The 22524-nt window shown below is 56.3% G+C and carries 22 protein-coding genes; 5 read left to right on the forward strand and 17 right to left on the reverse strand.

Annotation, left to right across the window (positions count from 1 at the left end; translation table 11 throughout):
- Positions 1-50: 50 nt before the first annotated feature.
- Complete coding sequence (locus ACZ41T_RS01400) at positions 51-1424, reverse strand: IS1182 family transposase (protein ID WP_464921300.1); 1374 nt, start codon at positions 1422-1424, stop codon at positions 51-53.
- Positions 1425-1559: 135 nt separating this feature from the next.
- Here ACZ41T_RS01400 and ACZ41T_RS01405 point away from each other — a divergent pair, with 135 nt between their 5' ends.
- From ACZ41T_RS01405 to ACZ41T_RS01425, 5 genes are all read left to right on the forward strand, one after another.
- Positions 1560-3845 (forward strand): hypothetical protein, encoded by a 2286-nt coding sequence (locus tag ACZ41T_RS01405; RefSeq protein ID WP_464922707.1) that lies wholly within the window; start codon positions 1560-1562, stop codon positions 3843-3845.
- Between the two features lie 13 nt (positions 3846-3858).
- A complete protein-coding gene (locus ACZ41T_RS01410; RefSeq protein WP_464922708.1) occupies positions 3859-4362 on the forward strand; it encodes a hypothetical protein in 504 nt (167 codons plus the stop codon).
- Between the two features lie 439 nt (positions 4363-4801).
- Complete coding sequence (locus ACZ41T_RS01415; RefSeq protein WP_464922709.1) at positions 4802-5482, forward strand: hypothetical protein; 681 nt, start codon at positions 4802-4804, stop codon at positions 5480-5482.
- 87 nt (positions 5483-5569) lie between these two features.
- Positions 5570-6220: a hypothetical protein gene (locus tag ACZ41T_RS01420; RefSeq protein ID WP_464922710.1), complete on the forward strand. Its 651-nt coding sequence runs from the start codon at positions 5570-5572 to the stop codon at positions 6218-6220.
- Between the two features lie 65 nt (positions 6221-6285).
- A complete protein-coding gene (locus ACZ41T_RS01425; protein ID WP_464922711.1) occupies positions 6286-6954 on the forward strand; it encodes a hypothetical protein in 669 nt (222 codons plus the stop codon).
- 178 nt (positions 6955-7132) lie between these two features.
- On the opposite strand, the gene ACZ41T_RS01430 is transcribed toward ACZ41T_RS01425, so the two are convergent.
- The 16 genes from ACZ41T_RS01430 to ACZ41T_RS01505 all read right to left on the reverse strand — a co-directional run bounded on the left by ACZ41T_RS01430 (position 7133) and on the right by ACZ41T_RS01505 (position 22296).
- Complete coding sequence (locus tag ACZ41T_RS01430) at positions 7133-9298, reverse strand: hypothetical protein (RefSeq protein ID WP_464922712.1); 2166 nt, start codon at positions 9296-9298, stop codon at positions 7133-7135.
- A gap of 453 nt (positions 9299-9751) precedes the next feature.
- Positions 9752-10102: an HVO_A0114 family putative DNA-binding protein gene (locus tag ACZ41T_RS01435; protein ID WP_296641423.1), complete on the reverse strand. Its 351-nt coding sequence runs from the start codon at positions 10100-10102 to the stop codon at positions 9752-9754.
- Between the two features lie 49 nt (positions 10103-10151).
- On the reverse strand, positions 10152-10445 hold the full coding sequence (locus tag ACZ41T_RS01440) for a hypothetical protein (RefSeq protein ID WP_296641420.1): 294 nt from the start codon (positions 10443-10445) through the stop codon (positions 10152-10154).
- 120 nt (positions 10446-10565) lie between these two features.
- Positions 10566-11489, reverse strand: a complete 924-nt coding sequence (locus tag ACZ41T_RS01445) for a S49 family peptidase (protein ID WP_296641418.1) — start codon at positions 11487-11489, stop codon at positions 10566-10568.
- Positions 11486-11686 carry a hypothetical protein gene (locus ACZ41T_RS01450; protein WP_296641416.1) on the reverse strand — a complete coding sequence of 67 codons (201 nt, stop codon included), beginning with the start codon at positions 11684-11686 and terminating at the stop codon, positions 11486-11488. Before ACZ41T_RS01450 ends, ACZ41T_RS01445 begins: the two co-directional genes overlap by 4 nt.
- A 13-nt stretch (positions 11687-11699) precedes the next feature.
- A complete protein-coding gene (locus ACZ41T_RS01455) occupies positions 11700-14126 on the reverse strand; it encodes a DNA topoisomerase 3 (RefSeq protein WP_464922713.1) in 2427 nt (808 codons plus the stop codon).
- Positions 14127-14209: 83 nt separating this feature from the next.
- Positions 14210-14494, reverse strand: a complete 285-nt coding sequence (locus ACZ41T_RS01460) for a hypothetical protein (protein ID WP_296659550.1) — start codon at positions 14492-14494, stop codon at positions 14210-14212.
- 119 nt (positions 14495-14613) lie between these two features.
- A complete protein-coding gene (locus tag ACZ41T_RS01465; protein WP_464922714.1) occupies positions 14614-14850 on the reverse strand; it encodes a hypothetical protein in 237 nt (78 codons plus the stop codon).
- Positions 14851-15187: 337 nt separating this feature from the next.
- Positions 15188-15574 carry a single-stranded DNA-binding protein gene (ssb, locus tag ACZ41T_RS01470; RefSeq protein ID WP_018079411.1) on the reverse strand — a complete coding sequence of 129 codons (387 nt, stop codon included), beginning with the start codon at positions 15572-15574 and terminating at the stop codon, positions 15188-15190.
- A gap of 64 nt (positions 15575-15638) precedes the next feature.
- Positions 15639-16031 (reverse strand): hypothetical protein, encoded by a 393-nt coding sequence (locus ACZ41T_RS01475; protein ID WP_464922715.1) that lies wholly within the window; start codon positions 16029-16031, stop codon positions 15639-15641.
- A complete protein-coding gene (locus ACZ41T_RS01480; RefSeq protein ID WP_464922716.1) occupies positions 16028-17074 on the reverse strand; it encodes a PFL_4669 family integrating conjugative element protein in 1047 nt (348 codons plus the stop codon). Before ACZ41T_RS01480 ends, ACZ41T_RS01475 begins: the two co-directional genes overlap by 4 nt.
- A 279-nt stretch (positions 17075-17353) precedes the next feature.
- Complete coding sequence (locus tag ACZ41T_RS01485) at positions 17354-18721, reverse strand: hypothetical protein (protein WP_464922717.1); 1368 nt, start codon at positions 18719-18721, stop codon at positions 17354-17356.
- Positions 18722-18769: 48 nt separating this feature from the next.
- A complete protein-coding gene (locus ACZ41T_RS01490) occupies positions 18770-19210 on the reverse strand; it encodes a hypothetical protein (protein ID WP_464922718.1) in 441 nt (146 codons plus the stop codon).
- Positions 19197-19784, reverse strand: coding sequence for an STY4526/YPO1902 family pathogenicity island replication protein (locus ACZ41T_RS01495; RefSeq protein WP_296639107.1), 588 nt, complete (start codon positions 19782-19784; stop codon positions 19197-19199). Before ACZ41T_RS01495 ends, ACZ41T_RS01490 begins: the two co-directional genes overlap by 14 nt.
- The gene (locus ACZ41T_RS01500) at positions 19781-21439 is read right to left on the reverse strand and encodes a ParB family protein (protein WP_464922719.1); all 1659 of its coding nucleotides are present in this window, start codon (positions 21437-21439) and stop codon (positions 19781-19783) included. Before ACZ41T_RS01500 ends, ACZ41T_RS01495 begins: the two co-directional genes overlap by 4 nt.
- The gene (locus ACZ41T_RS01505) at positions 21436-22296 is read right to left on the reverse strand and encodes a ParA family protein (protein ID WP_464922720.1); all 861 of its coding nucleotides are present in this window, start codon (positions 22294-22296) and stop codon (positions 21436-21438) included. The genes ACZ41T_RS01500 and ACZ41T_RS01505 overlap by 4 nt, the downstream gene beginning before the upstream one ends.
- Between the last annotated feature and the right edge of the window lie 228 nt (positions 22297-22524).

Raw genomic sequence — 22524 nt, forward strand, 5'->3', positions numbered from 1 at the left:
AGTCGTTCATCGCCGCATCGGTATCAAATTTGAACGGGTTTCTGCTCTTTTCAGGCGCTTGGGACGGATTTCTGGCGCAACACGGCCATGCGTTTCAAATTCCACGCCAGACATACCAGCGTCCACTCGCCCTTCGCCTTCTCCAAACCACGCAGCAAGAACTGCCTGAACCCCATCACCGATTTGATGATGCCAAACACCGGTTCCACGCTCTGCTTCCTCAGCGCATACAGCATCCGCCCCAGTTTGGTCTTGAGTTTATGCGCCATCTTTTGCATCGGCGTGGCGTCCGCTTCCAACTGCGGCGGCTCGGTGAAACGCTCGCGCCAGCCGGGATGGTGATCTTCGCGGGCGACGGCAATGTAAGGTTCAACTCCAGCTTCTTCGCAAGCGGTGATGTTGTTCGCGCTGCAATAGCCCGTGTCAGCCAGCAGGGCATCGACTGTGCCCAGGCTGGCGGGTAGCGCACCGAGCTTGTCCAGCATCGGCTGAACCTGCTGTTTGTCGTTGCCCGCATTCGTGAGTGATGCCGCCACTACCAGCATCGTCGGCGCATCGACCGCCGCCTGAGCGTTGTAGCACTGCTCAAAGCCGCCGCCGGCAATCTTCATGATGCGGGATTCCTCGTCGGTGAGATTGATCTGGTCTTCCGGACGGGGTTCCGGCGTCGGCGGCTGGGGCGGCTTGCCGCTGGGCTTCTTGCCTGATTCCGCTGCGCGTGCGGCTCGCTGGGCGAGCTTCGTTTCATAAGCCGCTTGTTCCGCTTCGAAGCGGGCTCGGGCACGCGCTTCGATCTTGGCTTTGGCGGCGGCCATGACGGCCAGCCGGTCTTCACGGCGTTTGATTTCTGCGGGCAGATTCACGCCATCCGGGATGTCGGCCTGGTCAGCGGCTTCGGCTGTCGCCAGCAGGTCTTGTACTTCGGCCTTGAGTTGGGTTTCGAGCTTGACGATGTGGCCGTGCGAGAGCGCACTGTGGCGGGAGGCGTTGGCGTGAACCTTGGTGCCGTCGAGGCTGACTGTCCCCAGCTTCAGGAGCTTCATCTCGCTCGCCAGTTCGAGCACTTGCAGGAACACGCCGGCGAGTTCTTCAAGAAAGCGGCGGCGGAAGCTGGCGAGCGTGTCGTGATCGGGGTGGCTGCCTGCGGCGAGGTAGCGGAAGGCGACGGAATCGTAGGTGGCGCGTTCGATGCGGCGGCTGGAGAAGGTGGCGGTGGCGTAGCCGTAAACCAGCAGGCTGAGCAGGACTTCAGGGTGGTAGGCGGCGCTGCCGCGCCCGGCATAGACGCGGGTCAGTTCGGTGAGGTCGAGTTGTTCGATGGCTTCGACGATGAAACGCGCCAGGTGGTCTTGGGGAAGCCAGTCTTCGACCGAGGGCGGCAGCAGGTAGGCAGTCTTGCGGTCGATCGGGCGGAAGCGGCTCATGCGATGGAGGGGCTCGGATTCGATAGCGGGATTATCGCGGATTGGAAGACGAATTGGGGGTTCAAGTCCGACAGGCTGCTAGGTAAGGGCCGGCACAAGTTGCATGTCCTTAACCTGCATCCGAGCGCTAGGCCATTGCCAAACGGACAGACCCTCTCTGAGCCCGAGGTGGAGGAACTTGGACCGAAGCTGGCCTTCAAGGAATTTGATCTGTACACGACGCGCCTGGGGCGGGCACTGAACGACGACATCGAGACATTCCTTTTTGGGAAAATCGACAAGAGCGGTGCGGATGCTGTCCGCGGGTGGATCGCCGGTGACCCCGTCAAGATCCACCGCAGGTTTCAAGACTTCTTCGCGTACATGGATGCCCAGAAGCTGCGCACTCCAAAGGGCCTTGACTGGATTCTGAAGCACTACCAGGGCCTACCGCAGATGGATTTGATGGCGCAGATGCAGGCGCTGCGGCAGATGCACTGCACCATGTGGTCCGAAGGTGTGCGAGAGATCGTGTCGGCGGCGAAGTCGCCAGTGAAATTTCTGGTGAGCGACCACCCGGTCACCATCTACCACCCGAAGCTATCTCCTGACGCAACCGAATGCCAATATCCAGGTGATCCGGGCGTCGAACTCGTTGGTTCGCAAACTCTCTTTGCGTTGGACGCGAATCACTGTTTGATCCTGACCAACTTCGAATACGCCGAGGATCCGGAGGAAGCCGCTCTGCTGTCACGTCGAACGAATGCTCGGTTCCGCGGCGACTCAATGGCACGGACTGACGCATTCATTCGTAGTCGCGAGCTGAGCGAGGCCGAAGTCCATGCGATCAACTTGGTGCTCAAGTCTCGCGCGAGGAAGTATGTGGCGTCGTCCAATCCTGCCTGGCTCTACCCAGAACAGCACTGCACCCTTCCGTGGGAGCGCATAGCAGAGATCCTTCTGCCTCGGAGCGATCTTTGGCGGTTCGGCGGCGAGATTTACATTGGGTATAAGGACGGCACTTCGGCGTACCGCGACAAGTTCGGGCGGACCTCCAAGGCGCACGAGTTCCTGACGAAGCCGCCGCAAATGGAGGACCCAACGGCAGATGCTCCATGCGGTTGCGGCGGTGGTATCGCGTTTCGCGACTGCTGTGCAAACGTAGCGCCACAAAGACGGCCGTCCTGGCGTGTGATGAGCATCCGCGAGCGCAATCTGGCCCTCGTGGGCGGCATCAACCGCATCCTGCGATTGGACGAAGATCAGACGACTTGGCTTGATGTCCGCCGGAGGCTATCTGACGACCACGTTCGCCAAATTCACGAGCTCTATGCAGCGCTTTGGCCAACAGACACTCGGCTGATTGAGCTTCTCCCGAGTCCGCAGAGCAAGCGATCCCGCGCGCTATATTTGGGCATGATGGATGCGCGGACGCTATCAACAAACGTTACGGCCATGCTGGCGTACATGGACGAGTTGGTTCTGGTCCACCCCTTTGTCAACGCAAACGGTGTACGGCCGGAGTTCAGTCCGATTCATCACCCCGAGCAGTTTCGAGATCAGACGTTGCGCAATGTTTTCTTGCTCATGGTTCTGGAGCCCGAAATAAGGGCGGGCCGAATTCACCTCGTCCCGGATCCACTAGACTACGACGTCGGCTTCCGGAATGAGATCATGGCCATCACGGAGCGGACTGGCCATAACGTCAAGCTCGGCCCCATCGACAAGAAGCTTGCTCAGGCCCTCAGTCGTGACGAAATGAAGAGAGCGATAATGCGGCTCCCTCCGGCCAAAATGAAAGCCTATATACAGCAGCACCTCCCAGAAGGCCCAGAAAGGCTGGCGGATGCCGATATTGATTCAGTGGTCCGCCTCTGGAAGCGGGAAGTCGAGGAGGATCCGTTGGCTTTGCTGGATCAACCTTTGTCGTCTGGTGAGAGGGGCGAATTCAAGATCATGAAAGGTTTTGCCCGCGAGACTGGCCTTTACGTGGCGACGTTGACCGGATCCCTCGTATACACAGATTCAGACACTCAGTGGGCGCGGCTCCACGAGACCGATGGCATTCATCGCTATGAACCGGATCCGGCAGCCTCGGAGGCCGTTCATTACTTGGATAGCCTCCACATCAAGGTTCCCATGCTCACATATCACCACCAGGTAGAGCCTTTAGGCGCTAGTGGAATTCGGGCGCTTCTGCGAAGTGTCGCGGTTGCACTGAGGGCTGGGGTGGCGCTTGATGTCGATGCCTGGGCCATCGCACAGGAGGTGCCTTCGTCCGAGGAGGAAGGATTGCTCATACGCAAACTGCAATCTTCAGTGCCGCGGAATGGCTTCCAGCACACTGACGTCTCGCGACTGGTTCTGATGTTTGGTCGCCAGGAAGACGTGCCACCGGTTCGACTGGCTCTATTCCTTGAACCCGTCTCCCAACCCGGCTAGGCCTTTTCCAATCATGCAGAAATCCATTCAAGAGTTGCAAGCCTACTTTCGTAAGAGAATCCCAGAGTACGCAGGCATTGATGGGGAGGCTTACGCTGAAAAATGGCTTTCTAAGAGCGGTTGGAAATATGAGATGGTTGAACAAGGCAAGCATAATCTGTCCAGCGAACTGCGCAAATTCGGAGGCAAGCGGCCTGACTTTATAGTCGATCCCGGCGACTCCTCGCTTGTCCTCGTCGACGCAAAGTACCACTCGACTGATAACGGTAAAGTCTTCTGCCTGCCTGACGGCGAGTTAGCAAAATATAGACGCCTAAAGGAATTCACAGAACGACTGTGCCCAGACACTATGATTGATGTGCTTTTTATGGTTATTCCAAAAGAACACGACGGCAAAAGGCTTGTTTGGGTGCATTTGGATGAATTCAACAATGGAGCCCCAAGCCTTATCAAGGATCTCCCAGCAACGGCGGTGAGCCTCTTGGATCGGCAAGAGCTTTGGTCCGATATTGATTGAGGCCCAGCCGTTGAACGGCAACTTAGCGACGGATCGCTGACCGAATTAGCCACCGGGTCGAATGGCGGCAAAGGCCAAACTCCGGCCTAATGGCATCCTAACTTGGCCGTCTCAAAGTCGGCAGTACGGCCAGTCCTGACATACCTGCATCACGTCTGCTTCATTGCTAAGAGCAGTCAGTGAAGCTGGCCCAGGCGACATGGAGGACGCCGTTCTCCCATGAGGTTCGCTCCTGATGGTTGAGGTTAAAAATCAGGCGCATAATCCGGCAGACCCTGTCTCCTTTTGCATAACGTAATAAAGAGATAGACGAACCAGTATCCATAGAAGAATCAAGACTATAGACCGAGCAAATGCCTGTCTCTTTATCAAAAAACGTCCGGACCCATGGGTCTCTCTATTAACTGTTGGGCCTCTTAGCAACTGACAGAGCTTCTCTATGCCAAGAAAGAAACGGCTATCGCCCGCCAAACCACCTGCAACGTCTTCAACTGTTCAGGTCAAAGCGCCGTGGTATCTGCGCGTGTGGTTCGTGATTACTCTCGTTGGCGCAGGGCTGTATGGTTTACTCGCAAATGGCCCAATGTTGCTTTCAAACGCTGAGAAACTTCCTTCTGAATTTGAACGTGTGTCTGGAAAATTCCTTTCGTGGCACTACGAAGATCAGGCATGGGAAGGACTTTGGTCAGCCAATCCTGAAGGGTATGTTGATTCCGTTGAAATGAAGCTTTCTGATGTTGATATAAAGCTGCATCTCTTGGTGGAACACGGCAATATTGGTGGCGAAATCTCAATGAAATCCATATGTCACGTGGTCCCGATGTTTGACTATCTCTTGTTAGAAGGAAAGGTCAGCGGAGACACTGCAACAATTACTGCTTTTGACTTCATTGGAGGAGAACGGAAGAATTTTTTCCGGTTCTTCGCCAAACGCGATGGGGTAGTGATCACTGTTTCCCCTGGAGAGGGAGCTCAGGATTGGCTACCGTCTGCCCCCGTGAGAATTGGGCTTCACCCGTCCAACAAGAGCGAGGATCCATATGACCAATTATTCGAAACATGTAAGGTAGAGAAAGAAGCGCTAATGAAGAAGATTCGACCGGATGGACTGGGGCGGTGAGGCCCACCCCATCATTCCACCGGACGCTGCGCGATAAAGCCGCGCATCGCCGGTGAATTCAAACGTTATGCCTCTTGAGTTGCGCCAATGACCGCTCTCGTCTTCGCCCTCCAGCCCGAGCAAGTTTGTATCGCCATGGACACCCTCGTAATCGGTGCCGATGACAGAATGCCCATGTCTTTTCAACGCAAGTTCTTGTCTGTTCCAGAGTCCGATTTGGTTGTCGCCGGCACTGGCCACGCAGGTTTCATTAACGGATGGTTTCAGCATCTTCAGGCCAATCTCCAAGGAGCGACGATTGACGACCTGAACGCAGAAGCCCCGAGCATTTTTCGTGCATCCGTCAGTCCCGAAGGCGGTTTGAGTGGCCTTACTGCCACGATCTATCACTTTGGCTACTCAGTCCGAGAACACCGGTATGCTGGTTATGCCTATCGTTCAGAACATGGCTTTCGTTCCGATAGACTTCAGTATGCCCTTGGGTTCAAGCCCGTTGTCTCAGTCACGCCAAACGACGACATTCGCTTTCCCGACTTTCTCATTGACATCATATTGGAGCAGCAGCGCCAAGATCGCCTCCTTCCAATAACCGAAAGAGTAGGCATAGGCGGCGAAATTGAGTTTGTAGCTATGTCGGATCGCGCAATCCATGTTGAAACCGCACACCGTTTTTCGTCGTATGAAGCCGAGTTAATCCAAATTGAGCAACGCGCAGAGGCACCGGGCGCTGCGCGATAAAACCGCGCAGCGCCCCTGTGGTTGAACGTTGAGCGTCGTAATCCGAGTTCCGCATCCAGGCACTTATGACTATTCTAGAAAAAGACTTCTTCACGCTCGAAGAAATTGTCCATCGGTGGCGCTTCGCAGGAATGGACAACACAACATTGCTGAAGCTCGCGACTGATGATCTTCTCGTTTTCTCGATCTACATACGTGACATCGGCAGCCATACCGCGACAAGGGAAACGCCGAACGGAACAGTGACGACGAATCACCAAGTGCAGTTCAGCTTTCGAGCGGAAGACTACTCGCGCCCAGCACTTCAATACCTGAAATCTGACGACGCACGCCGCATCCTTGAGTCGCGCCCGGGTGAAAAGATTGCAGTACGGGGTCACTACAGCGTCCCGGAAAGAACCAAAGAATCCGGGCTTGGGCATGCAAATGCCCCGCTATTCACACGCGAGGATCTTCTCGTTTCAAGAATTGAAAGAGATCGCTTCGAGAAGACGCACAAGGTCACTTTGTCTCCGCCTTGGCACTCCCGCGTGTGGCAATGGCTAAGCGATCAGGCAAACCATCGTGTTCTCACGATGCTGAGCGGTTGGTTAACAGCACTTTTAGCTGCTGCGTGGGCTGCATGGGTTTGGTGGCATCAGCAACCTCAGATTCCGCCCGCAGCGACACCCAGCCCTTCCATCGAGAGGACGTTGCCCGGCAAGCCGGGCGCCGGCTCTCATGTCAAACGTTGAATGGCGCTTTGACCGGTAAGTGGCGAACATCGGTCATATGGAGCGATCAGCCTAACAGGCCGCTAATGCCGAGGACGCGACGGTCGTCAACCAAGCCATGGCAGGCAGGTCATTGGCCAGAGCGGTCAGCCAATATTCCCCGTAGCGGACATTTCAGTCAGCCTTTCAGTGCTTGAAATCAGTCCACCGCCTGCGTGATGACTTTTTCATCCCAGACCGATTCATTCTCGATTACCTCGATGAACCTAACTGCTGAAAAGCCTTCTGGATAGAGCGTCAATTGTTGTCGCGCATCATTCACTTTCTCTGACTCGATATCTGGGTGTCGTCCGGAAATAATCCCATCTGGATCGTTCAGCAGATGTCGATCGTCACGAAGTGCGATCAACACTTCTTCCAGCGAAACCTTGAGAAAGCCACTGAATCGTTGGTGGTCGTGCTCGATCGACGTATCGACGATCCAGCCATGCATAGTCAGTGGGGCGGCTAAGTTATCTATGCCAAGCGACGAAGCAAGTCCCACTTCTTCAGACAATGCCCGCCGCACGGCGGAAACCTTTCTGCTTACCTGCTGCCCCGCCTTCCTAAGTGTTGTTGTCGCGTGAAGCCACGCATCGCGTTGCGAACGCCTGAGGAACGTTGATTTGACCTCCATAACGAGGACGATGCCGTCACGGGCGCAGATCAGATCGACCTCACCGGCTTTTGGGTGGTTTTCCATTGGCGGGTGCCAGTTTAATACGACCTTAAAGCCGCGTACCTCGAAGAGCCTACCAAGACGCTCCTCGATTCGTCTCGTCTCGCCACCGGCCTCGCCGCGCCGCGCACCCAGGCGCCGGAGATTGTTAATCGCTGCCGTGCTGTTGTTCTGCAAGCCAACAAGCCAAGGTAGCTGAACGAGTAGTTGCCCAAGTTTCAAGATTGGGCGCTCGATCAATTCCGGGTGCAATCCAGATTCCCCCTTGCTCAACCGCTCGGATAGCGCCACCCAATCGCTTGTCCAGAAATCAAGAATGACAGCCGCGATGAGGGGATTGCCCTGTGGGGAATTCGCGTTGACGGTCCAGCCAACGATATTGGCGATCTTGGCCTCACGATCCGACCAGGTCAGGGGAAAGCGATTTTGGTTGCCGTTCACCAGGCCGTCCAAAGCCAGACGGCCAAGTGCCGCCACCCAATGGCCCGACTCCTTCAGATTCTGGGCAAAGGTTTGCAGAAAGTCACGCTGAAAAAACGCCGACATCAACTCCAGCGACAGTAACGCCTGAAACAGGTTGACTCGTGCCCCAGAGTCCGTGATCACCATCTCATCCACCCCGTACACCTCCGTCAACCGAAGCTGCGTGCGCATTGCTTGGATGTAGGCCAAACGATTGGCTTCGTGGTTCTCCGGGCGCCCAATCAGCTGCGTTGCCATGGCGGAGCTAACGAACTCGTCCATCGCACGGTAGAACCAATAGCCGTGAAGGCGCGCAAGCCTGAGACCATTGCGTCGCCAGGCTGCACGGGCGGTGGGGTCTACCTCTTCGATTTCCAGACGTTCTTCACGTCGCACGAACTGGATGCCATCGTCGTAGCTGAACGCATCAGCCGATTGAGTGATGAAGCTATTCAGTTCGATTTGCGCATCAACGAGTGTCCCGAACGCTGCTAGCAGGTCGTGCCTGGGGACCTGTGTTGATGGCGATGGGAACAAGAACGGTGACAGATGCTTCGCGAGCGATGGACCAATATCGGCTTCCTTCAGGTTGACGGAGGCCTCGGATGTCTTGAGCTTCCATATGAGCAGATCATTGATCGCATCCCACGCCTCCTGCATCCAGGAATCCGCACCCTCAGCCAAGGTTGGTATATCTAACCGACGAGGAACGAGGTGCTCGAAGGCATACAGGCTGGCGTAGATCAGCAGATCGACGGGTGAAAGCTCTGTCAGGGAGGCCTTCCATTTGTTCACAGCCGCTATTCGCTCTCTGTGCGCTTGGTCGAAAATATCCAGTACCCGACACAATTCAGCGATCTCAGGCGTCGATCCAGCTATCTGATCAAGCTCGGCGCGTCGCGGGGAATGCGGCAAGAGGACAAGGCCGGAATGGCGGACCGCGCGTGACACCGCGTCAGGGGCCAACAATGCGATGCGTCCCAACAACTTCACATTCGCCACCCGCTCTTGGCGCAGGTAACGCGTCAGAGCAAGTGTCAGGATGTCCGACCTCCACAATTCCGCAGGCACGTCGTTCACAAACCCGCTCGACCAGAAAGCCGCATCACGCTCGGGCTGAGTGATTTTCTTTTTCCCGCGGTTGCTCGGTTTTCCATCGAGATATGCCTCGACAACGACCTCCACGGCGGCTTTCGCTGACTCACCAGATTCGATTAAGCCCCCATACAGCCTGTCATAAAAGTTTGGCTGTGTAGGTTCTTCTAAGGACCGATTCATGCGGGAGATGTCCAGAATTCTATGTTTTTATTGATGACTGTTCCTGGCCGGCCTGTCTCGATGGATGGTCACCGGAGTTCGAACGAAGATGCTGAGTTTAATCAGAATACTGACAGACTACGACCGGCCGTTATGGCCGATCATAGAAAGTGCGCTCCGATTTAACGTCTGGTACTTACTGTCCTACACCGACCGCCGAGTAACGCATTCCCCCCCACTCAGCCAGTGACGGCGATGACCGACTAGAGACGGCGCAACCGCTTTACACGAGATGATGTCTCGTCAGTTGATGCACCGCAAAGATGAATTCCATCGATCATGGAGTGTGGCCTTGGTGGTCACGATGCAGCGCCAGATTTTTTATCCTGCAAGAATTTGGAATTCAGTCGCCATGACAATGGGCCGCACGTGGCGATTCTCCCGGCGCATTTCCACTATCCCATAGTGGGACATGGTTTTTAGAGTGCGCGAAAGGTTTCCGGGTTTGCGACCAGTGATAACGGCCAGACCGCTGATGGATTCAGGCTGCAAATCACGGATCGTCTTAAGCAGGGCGCGATTGTCGTCGCTCAGGACTTCAGCCAAGGATTTCATCGAGGTGAACCAGATTTTGGGTTCGCTGGGTTTGGGTTTGTACTCGCCCTTGGCGATGGCCAGCATGCGTTCGCGGATTTTCTCTTGGGTCATGATCCCGAAGGTGATTTTTTTCATTGCTTTGATTCCTTTAATACAAGATCCACTTCGGCACGTCGACCTCACTTCAGTCGACAGTATCAAAGAGAAATTGACCACGCTTTCGCAGGTTCTCGATGTCTTTCGCAAGATCCGCCTCGGCAAGCTCGCGAACATGAACCCATACCTCACGCATCTCGATGTGCTCAGCAAAAATCACGTCATCACTCTCATGAGCAAGGCTCAATTCTTCATGGTGTTCATAGAGCACACCACGCATCCACCCTTCCTGAGAAAAAACCTCAACCAGGCCATGCACGGAATGCATGGCCATGCTGCCAACCGGGCACTGAAACCCTGCAAGGTCCACCACATTACTCATATCCCGCTCCATGACAATTCATCCACATTTTCTGTGGATAAGACTTTAGCATTTCACCCAAAATCTCAGTCCGATCAAGCATCCTTGCCGCGCGATTATTTTTTCATCAATCGGTAACGATCAATGCAAACCATTCTGAAAGCGTGCCAGCCATTCAAAGGCCGTGGCCATGCCACTTAGCCACCCCGCCCCTGGCGCGCGCGGCCCAAAATCATGCACCGCCCTATCCCATGAACTCGCCACGGTATCGAGCGTACCGATTTCGTCGATCAACCCGATCTCCCTGGCTTGCACCCCATCCCAGACTTCACCGGTGGTGTAATCCACCCCGCTCTGCAGTTTCGTCCCCCTGGCAGCCTGAACCTCTGCCTTGAATCTTTCGCCCATCTTCTGAACCATTTCCTGCGCCTTGCGATCGGCTTCTGGCGTCATGGGCATATAGGGATTGAGCATGGATTTCAGATTGCCGGAGGCATACACCCGCTGGCTGATCTGGAGCGTCTCAAGCGCCTTGTGGAAGTCCCAACCTGTCAGAACCGCGCCTACGGATCCGACAAGCGAATAATTCGCAGCGTAGATTTTGTCGGTATGCAGTGCCACCATGTAGGCGGCCGATGCACCGACGTTGTTGATCACCGCAACAACCGGTTTGGGATGCTTCTTTCTGAAAACCTTGATCGACTGGTAAATTCGCTCCGCTTCAACCGGAGCGCCTCCTGGGCTGTCGATACTCAGAACCACTGCTTTGACGTTCTTCGCCTCGAAGGCCTTCCGGAGCAAGGGAACCACTTTCTCCGCCGAGGCCGTGGCGCCGGCGGAAATCTCCCCATCGATGTGAATCACCGCCGTGATCTCGTTGTTGGGGATCATCTTCCATCCCATCTGCTTCGCGTAGCCGAAGAGATACAAGGCAAAGAACACCACGCCGGCCGCGACCATCATTCCGCGCTTGATCAGTCGCCAGCGCCGTTCTGAGCGGCGCTCGCGAAGCACATCCCTCACCAGCTCGTCGCTCACTGCGTGGCGGATTTCACTCTCTGTCATGTGCAATTCGGGCTCCATCGTTGAGTTTTAATTGGGGTGAATCCTTCGTCGTGCGTCAGCACTCGAACAATCTGGTAGTCGTCGCTCATGTGTGTCATTTCACGCAGCTCATGAAGATCGCACCAGGTGCCGTCCGGCCATTCGGCAACCAGCCACACCGGCTCGGCGCATGGAATTTCAATCCGTGTGGTGTGCATCACTCGCATCCGGCTATTTCTCTGGCCATGCGAAGAATCTGCACGCCGGAAAGCGATTGCATCCCACGAATGCCTTACCGGAATCTTTCATGGTTTTGCTGACGAGCAGGCCCGTCTTGCAGTCCGGACAGGCTGCACCTGCCCTGGCGGTACGCATGGGTGTTCCTCGCGCCACGGCCGCCTCGGGTCGCTGAACCTTGCCTGCCACCTCGTCAGTCCGCACGCCTGGTTTCCCATCGTCATCCGGCTGGGTGTGCTTGCATGCCGGGTAGCCTGTGCATCCCCAGAATGGCCCCTTGGGGCCTTTTACCAGGCGCAAGGGCTTCTGGCATCTGGGGCATGGATAGGAAGGCCCTGCCTGCGATTTTGGAAGCGGCGCCTGTCTGGCGGCGCCGGGCTTGCCATCGACATCTGGAAGCGTCGACTTGCACCCTTCCTGGTACGCCGTACAACCCCAGAAGAAGCCATTCTGGCCATCAATTCTGCTCATTGGCTTGCCGCAAGCAGGGCACGCCACGACCGAACTACCCTTGGCCGGCAAATCACGAGTCTTACCAGACAAGATCTGCCGCGTGCCCTTCTGACTCTTGATGCCGCCAATCACCTGCACCAGCCACTCGCCAAGACTGAGTTCAAACTGCGACAACTCGATCTCGCCCTTCTCAATCTGGCTCAGTCGATCTTCCCACTGAGCAGTCAAGACAGGATCTGCAATTTCCGGCGAAACCTCCTCGATCAGTCCAATAAGCGCGACAGCTTTCTCGGTCGGCAGCAGCTCCTTCTTTTTGGCGACGATGTAGTCCCGCTTGAACAACCCCTCGATAATGGCCGAACGCGTTGCATCCGTTCCGATGCCCGCTTTCTCCTTGTTCTTCATCACCGCCTTCCAGCGCGGATCCTCGATCTCCTTGTCGATCGACTCCATCGCAGCCAACAGCGTGCCCTCGGTATAACGCTTGGGCGGTGAGGTCTTTCTGTCCTGCACCTCGCAACGCAGGTTGCGAGCATCCTCGCCGACACGTACCTTCGGGAGCGTTACCGCCTCCTCCTGGTCATCGTCCTTGTCCGTGGGTGCTTTCGTCGCCTCGGGCAGGGTCTGCCGCCAGCCGGGGACCAGCGGCGTCTTGCCGCTCACCCTGAATTTCTCTGCCTCGCAGATCACTTCGATCACCGTCTTGCTGTACTGGTAATCCCCCAGGAATTGCGCCAGATACCGTCGACAAACCATGTCAAAGACTGTCCGCTCGGTCGGCGTCATGGCCGACACATCGATGTTCGGGTTTCGCGTCGGAATGATCGCGTGGTGGGCCGTGATCTGTTTGTCGTTGAATGCCCTGCCCCGGAAACGCTCATCGGCACCCTTGAGCGCCGACTCGGCAACCGTGGCCTGTGTTGCCAGTTCGGGCTTCGCTCCGGCGATGGCCTGCAGCGTCTCGTTCGATTCGGCCAGCATCGAGCGCGGCAGGTATTCGCAATCCGTTCGTGGATACGATGTCGCCTTATGTTTCTCGTAAAGTGCCTGCGCAGCATCGAGTACGGCCTGCGCCTTCATCCCGAAGCGCGCCGAGGCCTCCCGCTGGAGTGATCCCAGGCTGTACAGCAACGGCGCGACTTCGCGTTCCTGTGTCGTCTCGACAAGGCTCACCTTCCCGGTCTGCCCTGCGACCCGCTTGACCACCGCTTCTGCACTTCCGCGGCCGAGGAGACGCCCCTCATCGTCGAGAAGCGCCGCTCGTGCCATCCAGGCCATCGGCACGGATGCCCCGCCCATCAGGAAGGTCGCATTGACCCCGAAGTGCGCCTTTGGAACGAACGCGGCGATGGCCCGTTCGCGCCGCACCACCAAAGCCAACACAGGCGTCTGTACACGACCACAATGCAAGGTTCCGTCCTTGCCGCCGGCACCGAACGCCTTGGTCAAGGCCATGGTGAGATTCATCCCGGCCAGCCAGTCCGCCCGGCTTCGGCCCATCCCAGAGAAATACATCGGCAGCGTCTTCTCGCCCGGCAGAATATTAGCCAGAGCCTTCTTCACCGACGCATCGTCGAACGCTGAAAGCCAAAGGCGCGAAACCTTCCCGCAGTAACCGTTCAGCTGCATCAGCTCCCGTGCGATCACTTCGCCCTCACGGTCGGCATCGGTGGCAATGACAACCTCAGTTGCCTGCTTCAACAGCTTCGAGACGATCTTGTACTGATCACGGGTCTGGTGCTTCACCTCCATGTGCCACTCATCCGGCACCACAGGCAAGTGCGCGATGTCCCAGAATTTCAATGCCGGGTTGTAGTGCTCCGGTTTCGCCTGCTCAACCAGGTGGCCGATGCCCCAGGTTACCGTTACACCGTTGCCAGTAATGCATCCTTCGCCACGTGTCCGAGCACCGATGTGGCTGGCGATTTCTCTGCCTTGTGAGGGCTTTTCGCAGAGGTAGAGCTTCACTCAAGCCCCTCCTGACATCGCAGACACATCAATGAGAACTGCCAGCGCGGTCGATAACATCAGGCCCCAGATCGCAAGGGAATTCATTCCCCCCTCCCATTGATCCGCCATAGCATCATCGCCAGATTGGCAATGTCCACCTCCTGCCCACGGGCCAGCGGTACCGCAGCGCCTTGGGCAAGCATGGCATTCCAGATCTTGATGCCCGATTCAGGCTGGTCCCAGCCCGTCCAGCCCTCATGTGCTTTCTGCGCGAGCTTCGCCTTCATGGCGCTGGCAAATTCATCGACTGCCTCATTCAGGCGGGCCACTTCCTGCCGCACCCAATCAGGATCCGGGGCAATTTCCTGCCAGTTCTTGTCTATCACTGCATCGCCTCCCTGAACAAACCGTTGCGTCCCATCCAAGAATGACGGTCACGGGTTCACCGTCAAACGTCGTGTTGAAATAGTGCTGGCTCATATCCCGGACTCAACCCAGCCGCGGCCTATAGCGGATCATTCAGGACATCGAGTAATCGTGATTCGATCACCTCGCCATCCTGGCTGACCACAATCTTCAATCTTGCCATTGCACCTGGCCGACCACGCCGCCCAAGCCTCATGGCCTTGAACTCGAACCCATGAAAACATCCCGAGCCCATCCCATGCCGACACGCATCTTCCGACACCGATTGCAGCACCGCTGCCATCATGTTTTCCTCAGGCTGTGTTGGGTGTCTCATGAAGCCTCCTATTTCTGGGCAGGTGAAGCGGGGCCGGATGTCGTTGTCCGGTTCAACAGGAAAATCACCGTCGCCTCCCCGGATGAGCTCGCCGGGTAGGTCGACATGGACTCAACCCTCCAACCCTGGCCGTACAGGTCCGTTAGACTCGTAGTCCAGAATTTGCTGTAGCCGCGAGCATCCGGTTCGCCTTCGCACTTGAGGGTTCTGCCCTTGACGCTGACACCTCCGCCACCCGAATAGGTGTTGCACATCATCAGCTCGTGACTCTCAGCAGCAAATGCTGAGGTATTGAGCATGAGCGCTGATGAAAGCAGCAGAGATGGGACTGTTCGCATCAAGCACCCACTTCCTGCGCTTTCGGCCTGAATTTCACTTCCTCCAGACGAGACAGCGACAGATAGACATCGTCGGCATTGAGCTGCATCGTTTTCCGCACTTCGCCAGACTCTTTGTCTGTCCACTCCTGCTCGGCCAGGCGGCCGGCGATATGCACACGCGCCCCCTTGCGCAGGTGCTGGGCAACATCCTCGCCGCGCTTGTCCCACACCGAAGCATTCATCCAGAACCCACCGGACTGCTCGAAACCACCCTGACCATCCGGCTTGTATTCGTCGAAGAAAACCCGGATCTCTGCGACCTTTCGATCCTCGCCCTTCACCAGTACGGTCTTCAGCGTGGGGTTGTCACCCAAATTGCCAGTGCCACGAAATTCATTGCTCATTGCCTCTTCTCCTTCAGTTGATTAAAAAACCCACGCCAAGGGGTGGCGTACCCACTTCAATGCTTCAATCCTCACTGTTCAGTTCCTGTGCCATGCGTATTGCCTTCCTGGTCACGACCTCCTTCGCATTCAGCAACCGTACTGCCGCATTGACCTCCTCAAACCAGTCCTGCTGTGATCGTGTCATTCGGCCCAGCGTGAGCTGGATGCTGTCCCATGTCAGGTGGACATGCTTCACGCCAAAGCTGCGCCACATCAGGAAGCGTTGCCCAGTCGATTTCCGGTGATGCAGATACACATACCAGGCATTGCCTGCGGCACGCTTTGAGTGCTCGGACAATTCCTCCATCTCAAACACGACCTTCCGGTAGTCACGATGGAGCCGCGCCAACCATTCATCCGCCCCCTTACCCTTAAAAGGCCTTTTATCCATCTGGATTGATGACAAACCGCTCATAGGAGCGTGTTTTCCTGGTTCAGATCACTTCCGGCCGTATCCACTTTCCCCTGCGCCACATCCACCAGCAATCGCATCTCTGCCTCACTCACATCCGCCCGACGACGGCTATGACGCGGTCGCATTTCACCGGTGAAGATCGGCTGCGGCACCTCACCGAATATCCCAACCGCAGCTTCAACCCGCTTCCTTGCTTCATCGCTGGCGCCAGGGAGGAAATCGCTCCTGGATAGCAGGCGCAACTCCTCACGGAGGAGATACTTCTGATAGGGCAAGGTGGACTCGAACAGCGCCCGAATCCGTTTGGTCATCTGGTACAAGTCCTCCTTCCCTTCGATGTCGCCCAGACGATTCTTCTGCACCATCGTCTTGACCACACGCGCATACCAGTCAAAGTCCAGGATCAGATCCACGATCATGTAGCCGTAGGGACTGCGGAAACCCAGTTCCACTTCCACTGGCGCACGACTCTTCAATACGGACACGCGCAAGCCACGCGCCTGCAACTTGTCCAGATCGTCCTGGAAATGCTTTCCGGCATGCTCAAGCTGTTGGCGCAGTTCGCCGACCCGATCTGTCACCTGCACCAGAATCCAGTCTGCATAGGGATTGTCATTGGCCGACAGATTCCAGATGGACCGGAGCACTGCTGCAACCTTCTTCCCGCTGGTGATTCCGTAGCCGCGCGGGCTTTCATCACGCGTCCTGCCGATGAACAGTCGATAGGCCTCCTTGGTATGGATTGCCATCACATCCGTCTCATCAGCAACGAGGCTGCCGATAGCCTTCAGTGCGCGTGCCTCATGATCGGGAACGATCGGGTCAGCGTATTGGCGTTGCTGGCGATTCGCCTGTTCCTGCCGCAGGCGCTCTTCCCTTTCGAGCAGGTCCATGAAACGCTCCCAGCGAGGATCTTTCTCGTCCGGTTCCTCCGCCTCGACCAAATCTTTCAGAGCATCTCGCTCCCCAGCAATGTCATACCCATCCTCGAACGGAGAATCCGCCGAGGTAGGGAACTTGATCTTCGATTTCGGTGTTGCCATCAAATGCCTCCGTCTATAGTCATCACTTCCTGCTGCGCCACCTTGCGGTTGCCTGTTCGGTGATGGCACTACCATCACCCTCACTTCCTGCTGCGCCACCTTGCGGTTGCCTGTTCGGTGATGGCACTACCATCACCCTCACTTCCTGCTGCGCCACCTTGCGGTTGCCTGTTCGGTGATGGCACTACCATCACCCTCACTTCCTGCTGCGCCACCTTGCGGTTGCCTGTTCGGTGATGGCACTACCATCACCCTCACTTCCTGTAGCCGTGGCTCTGGTCATTTCTTTCCCCAAATGGTCTGACGCAGTTCGGTCAGCTTGATCCGGGCGGAATCCCGGTTTGTCGCAAACTGTGTTTGTGGCTCAACGATCAGGCGCTTTCGCTGTTCCAGTATTTCCTGCCGGCGCTTTCGATCTGCTTCAACCCGATGGGCGTACTCAGCCTCAAATGTCCCGGCCTGTTGTCTGGTTTTCAGGGTTCGCAGGTAGCCGATCGCATTTTTGACGTGGCCGTCCTGCATCTGGCCTGCCAGCTCGTCGAGGATGAGTTGAGGATTGGGGCTGCCGTGCAGAATCTGCCGTGCGGTCTGTTTCTCGCCGGGAAGCAGCTTGTCCGGATAGATCAGGTTTTCCAGATCAGCGCTTGCTGGCGCAGTCCGGATGGTCTTGGGGAAATCGAATACGCCCACCCCCTCCAAGCTGTTATGGAGGGGGTGGTATGGAGTATTTATTTCTTTATTAGAGTGAGTTGCTGTTTCCGCAGAACTTGTTTCGCGGAAACGTGAACTGTTGTCTTGCGGTTCCGGCAACTCTTGTTTTACGGTTCCGGCAACTCTTGTTACGCGTTTTGAGCAACTGTTGTTTGTCGGATTCCGGCAATCTAGTTTGTTGGATTCCGACAAACTGTGGAATTCATTGGATTCCAGGCAGATTTTGGCCGGCAGAGTTGTCAACATAATGCGTGACAACAACTGGGATTGCATACGGCTTTCCCGCACCTCTTCCATCATGCCGGACTCGATCAGTTTGGCTCGGGCATTCGTCAACATGCGACGGCCAAAATGGAGATGGATCAGTGATTGGCTGGTCGGGCTGCTGAACCAGCCTTCCTTGTCAACTTCGTTCCGGGATAATGTCTGCCGCAGCCGATTGAACAGGCTGGACATGTAGAGACCCGCCAAGGCGCTGTCCGCCGTCCACGCAAAAGGGGCGTAGAACATCACCGGTTTACCGAGCAGCGTTTTCAGCACCCGGTCTTCCCATGACCAGGGACGGTAGGTGGTATTGGCATACTGGCACAGCTTCAAAGCCAGGCGGTCAAGATCGACCCTGAACCAGAGTTTGGCTGGCATTCCACGTCTTGATTCCTGCAAGATGCCGTCTTTTAACAGCACTTTACGAGATGTTTCAATCTCCCGGACGCTCAACCCGGCGACCTGCTTCCATTCCTTCGATGTCTTCCAGAACCACCCTCCGCGATTGGGCTGCTTGTCCAGGACCACACGGGTCATGAACATGGCGTGTCCAAGCATCAGGGCGGCTTTGGGAGAACCCGTCAATTCGGCGAGGGAGGGGTAATACGCCACGTAGCGGTTACCAAGCGCAGACAGAAGGTCTTTCACCCCCTGGGCCAGGTTTTCGTTCACCTGACTCGATTTGGCAGCTATGGCGTATCCGTGGGGCATCATCTGGTCCTAGATGACCTGCCCCCACTTGGCTTCTGCCTGATCCGATAGCAGCTCAAGAATGCGATCAATTCGAATCTTGAACCAAAGCTCGGCCGGCAAGCCCGCCCGCCGTTCAATCAGAACATCCAGCTCCCGCAGGATACGGCGAGCCGTTTGCTGCTCGAAGCGGGTCAGTCCCGTTTCAGCCTTCCATTCATCCCCAGTCTTTCTGAACCAGCCTTCCGCGTCTTTCGGAAGACGGTCTATCGTGTAGATCGCATAAGACAGGAACAGTGCTGCCACAGCGCTGCCTGTCAGACCCACATAGGCACGCTGGAACACGATTGGCTCGTCGAATATGTCCAGCAACATTGCTGGGCTGATCGTGTTGTAGACGGCCTGATCGTCTGTCGATGGATTCATTGGCAGACAGTCCGGAGGCGTGGCACGGCTTTTATTTCTGGCCATGGTGCTTCCTTGGGGGTTCGTTGAATTCATTGACGGTGGCGTACAGCCCGTCGAGGGAATAGTTGCTGAAAAACCCATGCAGAAGCATGAGTTTTTCGCGGAGAGTGGTGATCTCGGGGTATTCCTCATTCATCCCGAACCAGCATTGGTGGATCAGATCGCGGACACTTTCATCAGGTAGCGCGACACGGCCGATTTTGCGGTCATTCTTGAGGAGCTTGCGGTAGGTCTGGATGACACGCGGGTCGGTCGACGGGAACAATTGGTTCAGCATCGACTGGCTGGCGCCATTCTGGATGCAATACACCAAATGCTCGGTTTCCTGCTTGCGCCGAAACAGGGTTTCGATTCCGAGTTCAAAACCGCCCTCATCGATCGAGAAATGGATGTCGGGATGGCCTGATGAGGCCAGGTGCAGAATTTCATTAATGGCGAGACCTCGCAACCGATCCATGGACCGCGGACAAGCGCCCTTTTCCAGCAGGACGGCAAGGTCGCCACGCTCAAGCTGCTCGATCAAGTGCATCAGCAGCGAGGCTCTCAGCGTGTTGTCGGTGACGCGAACCATCATCATGATCGAGTCCCTCCACGAATGACCGAGAGCAACTCAAGGCACACGCCCGCAATAGGGTTGTCCGGGTTCAGCAGCCATGGAATCGGCAGAAACTCACCTTGGCCACCAATGTTGTGCTGGATGGCGAGCTCCAGGCCTCCCAGCGTTTCCTGACTGCCTTCTTCCAGGATCAAGGTGCGCCACTCATTGGGGTCGTCAAGGCCAGACCGGCACACGTCCGCTTCAAACTGCCCGCTTGCCATCGCAAGCACCCACCAGGCAGCCTGGCGGCTTTGCGCGTTCTCTTTCAAATCAAGTGGGCCATCCTTGGGGAAACCCATGCAATACCCCATGGGCATGTCGGGTGCAGGCTCATAGCATGAGCCGAGGCCAGCGGAGACAAGCACTTGCTGAATCAAGGTCATCAACCGGTCAGGCCCTCCACTCTCAGTTGAGATTGGGGGGAGACTGACTGTGGAATGAGGAGCCGGTGAACTCACTTTTTGGCTGCGCTCACCGGGTTCTGTAGCGGCCGGAATGGAGGGTGTGGCCGTCCCAGGCAATCGTGGAGCAAGAGCAATGGACTGTGACGATTTCCCCGGTTCCTGGCCAACAGACTCTGCTGTGGATTGAGTCTGGGGTTCAACCGGACACTGGGGCTTGCATATCCGCTGCAAACCTTCCAGCGTCATGTCAGGGAAGCGCTCCATGGCGGTGAGCAACTTGCCCATGTCCCTCCCATTCAATTCCAGTCGGGCAGACAAGTTGGCTTCGCATCGACCAAGAAACAGGTCAGCGGTAAACGCATGGCTATCTTCCAGAACCATGCCGGCTATGGTCTTTGCGGTTGGCGTGACCACCTCGGCGTAGAAAGCGCTTTCCTCGATGTCGTGATGATTGGCCAGCTTCAACAACAGGTTCAGGCGGGGCTGGATGGCTCTCACGGCTAAACCGGAAAGCCACGGGCCGACATCGGCAATTTTTTCGACTGCGAATCGGTACATGCTGAGTGTTCGCAGATCAGTCTGGAGGCCGAATTTCTTGATTTCGGCTTCAAACTCCCGGTGTGAGAGTGTTTTACCGCCCTCCTCTTCCATCTGCCGCTTTATTTCCAGCGTCCCGTTGGCACGATCCCAGAAGGTCATGTCGTTTCGCTGGGTGTTTTCGGCCATGTGGGCCAGCAGAACAGATGCCTCGCCGCGCCAGGCTTTGATGATGACGCGGGTTTCGCGAAACATCGGATCCCCGGTTTCTTCCCACAACTCCCGGATAGCCTGCAGGCGGGTATTGCCACCTGCGTACAGGATGTAATGGGTTTCTCCCGGCCGCTTGGTGACAGTCAAGGGTTGGAGGATTCCGTTGACCCGGATACTCTCCTTCAGCTCAGCATAGGCTTCGTTGTTCGCCTTGCGGGGATTTCGCTCATAGAAGTGGACGGCGGTTACGGGAAGACTCGCCCACGAATCATCCACTTCAGTGTCATGCTTGAGGCCGCTCCCGCTGTTTGGCGCCGGCACGTTCAGGCTATTGGACACCTCCAGTTTCAGGCGCTCCCGTACGGTCCGCTTTTCCGAATCGGACTTTGGGGTAAACCCATGCTTGGCCGCCAAGTCCACCATCTTGATCGAATTCGGAATGTTCATGAGTGGTGGCTTTTTCTTTCCGCCCGCCATCATGCTTCAGCTCCGTCACGGCCTATGTCTTGTGCTGCCTCCGATCCGGCGTAATGCCATGCAAGGCTCGGCACCAACTCCCAGAGGAGAGCATGCATGGTTTCATAGGCAGATGGCATCGTGCCCTTGCGCGACGGTTCATGCCGGTGCGCAGGGATGCACAGGGTGGCCGATTCCTTGTAGGACTTGGCGTCAGGAACTACCGTATCGAGGACCGTGACCCGTCCGCCAAGCTTGATGAAGTCCTGTCTGATCGACTCCGCGATGATTCTCGCGTCGGCAGTCCGGTCCTGCATCGAAATGACTGCTTTGACCGGCCCTACCCTGTATTTCGAGTTTGGGGAGGGCTCAAGCCGCGCCAGCAGTTCCATCGTGCCCGTTTTGAACTCACGCGCTGACAGAATTTCCGGCTTGATTGGAGAGATGATCTGCGTGGCGGCGAGTGCGGCGGTGTCCTGCAGTGGGCCTACGGTTCCCTGCGTGTCGATTAAGACGCAGTCGTAATAGTCTTCGGATACTGCGGGGGAATTCAGGGCATTGCCAAGTCGCTCGCCTCGATCAATACGATGCAGGAGCCAGGTTTGCAGACTGCCATCTGGATCATCCGACCGGATTACATCAAGCCCATCGATTACCGTCTGAGAGATGCAATCCTCTGTGACATACCCGGTGGTGATGACTTTTGTGAGCCCAAACGGAGCTTCGCGTTTTATCCGGTAATATTTCGAGAGCGCTGGCTGCACATCGGCGTCGACAAGCAGAACTCTCAGCCCCATGTCCGCCATGAGTGCGCCAAGATTTGCTGCCAAAGTCGTCTTGCCGACCCCGCCCTTCGTACTCAGTACAGTGAACTTGATCATATCCCTCCCCAGGTTTAACGAGGGACATGGAGACAACCAGTCTGAATGCTACGGAACCCGCAGCAGGCTTGAGTTTCGCGTTACTCAATAGAGTACTATATCAGGACTTGCTAATATACATTATGCGAAGTACAGCAAAGAAGCCGGAAAGAATTGCCCATGGTGTGACTAGCAGCCCAACCCAACTGACTAGTTGGTGAAGCCAACTGACTACCACCGGAGCCAACG

This window comes from Thiobacillus thiophilus (assembly GCF_055378705.1).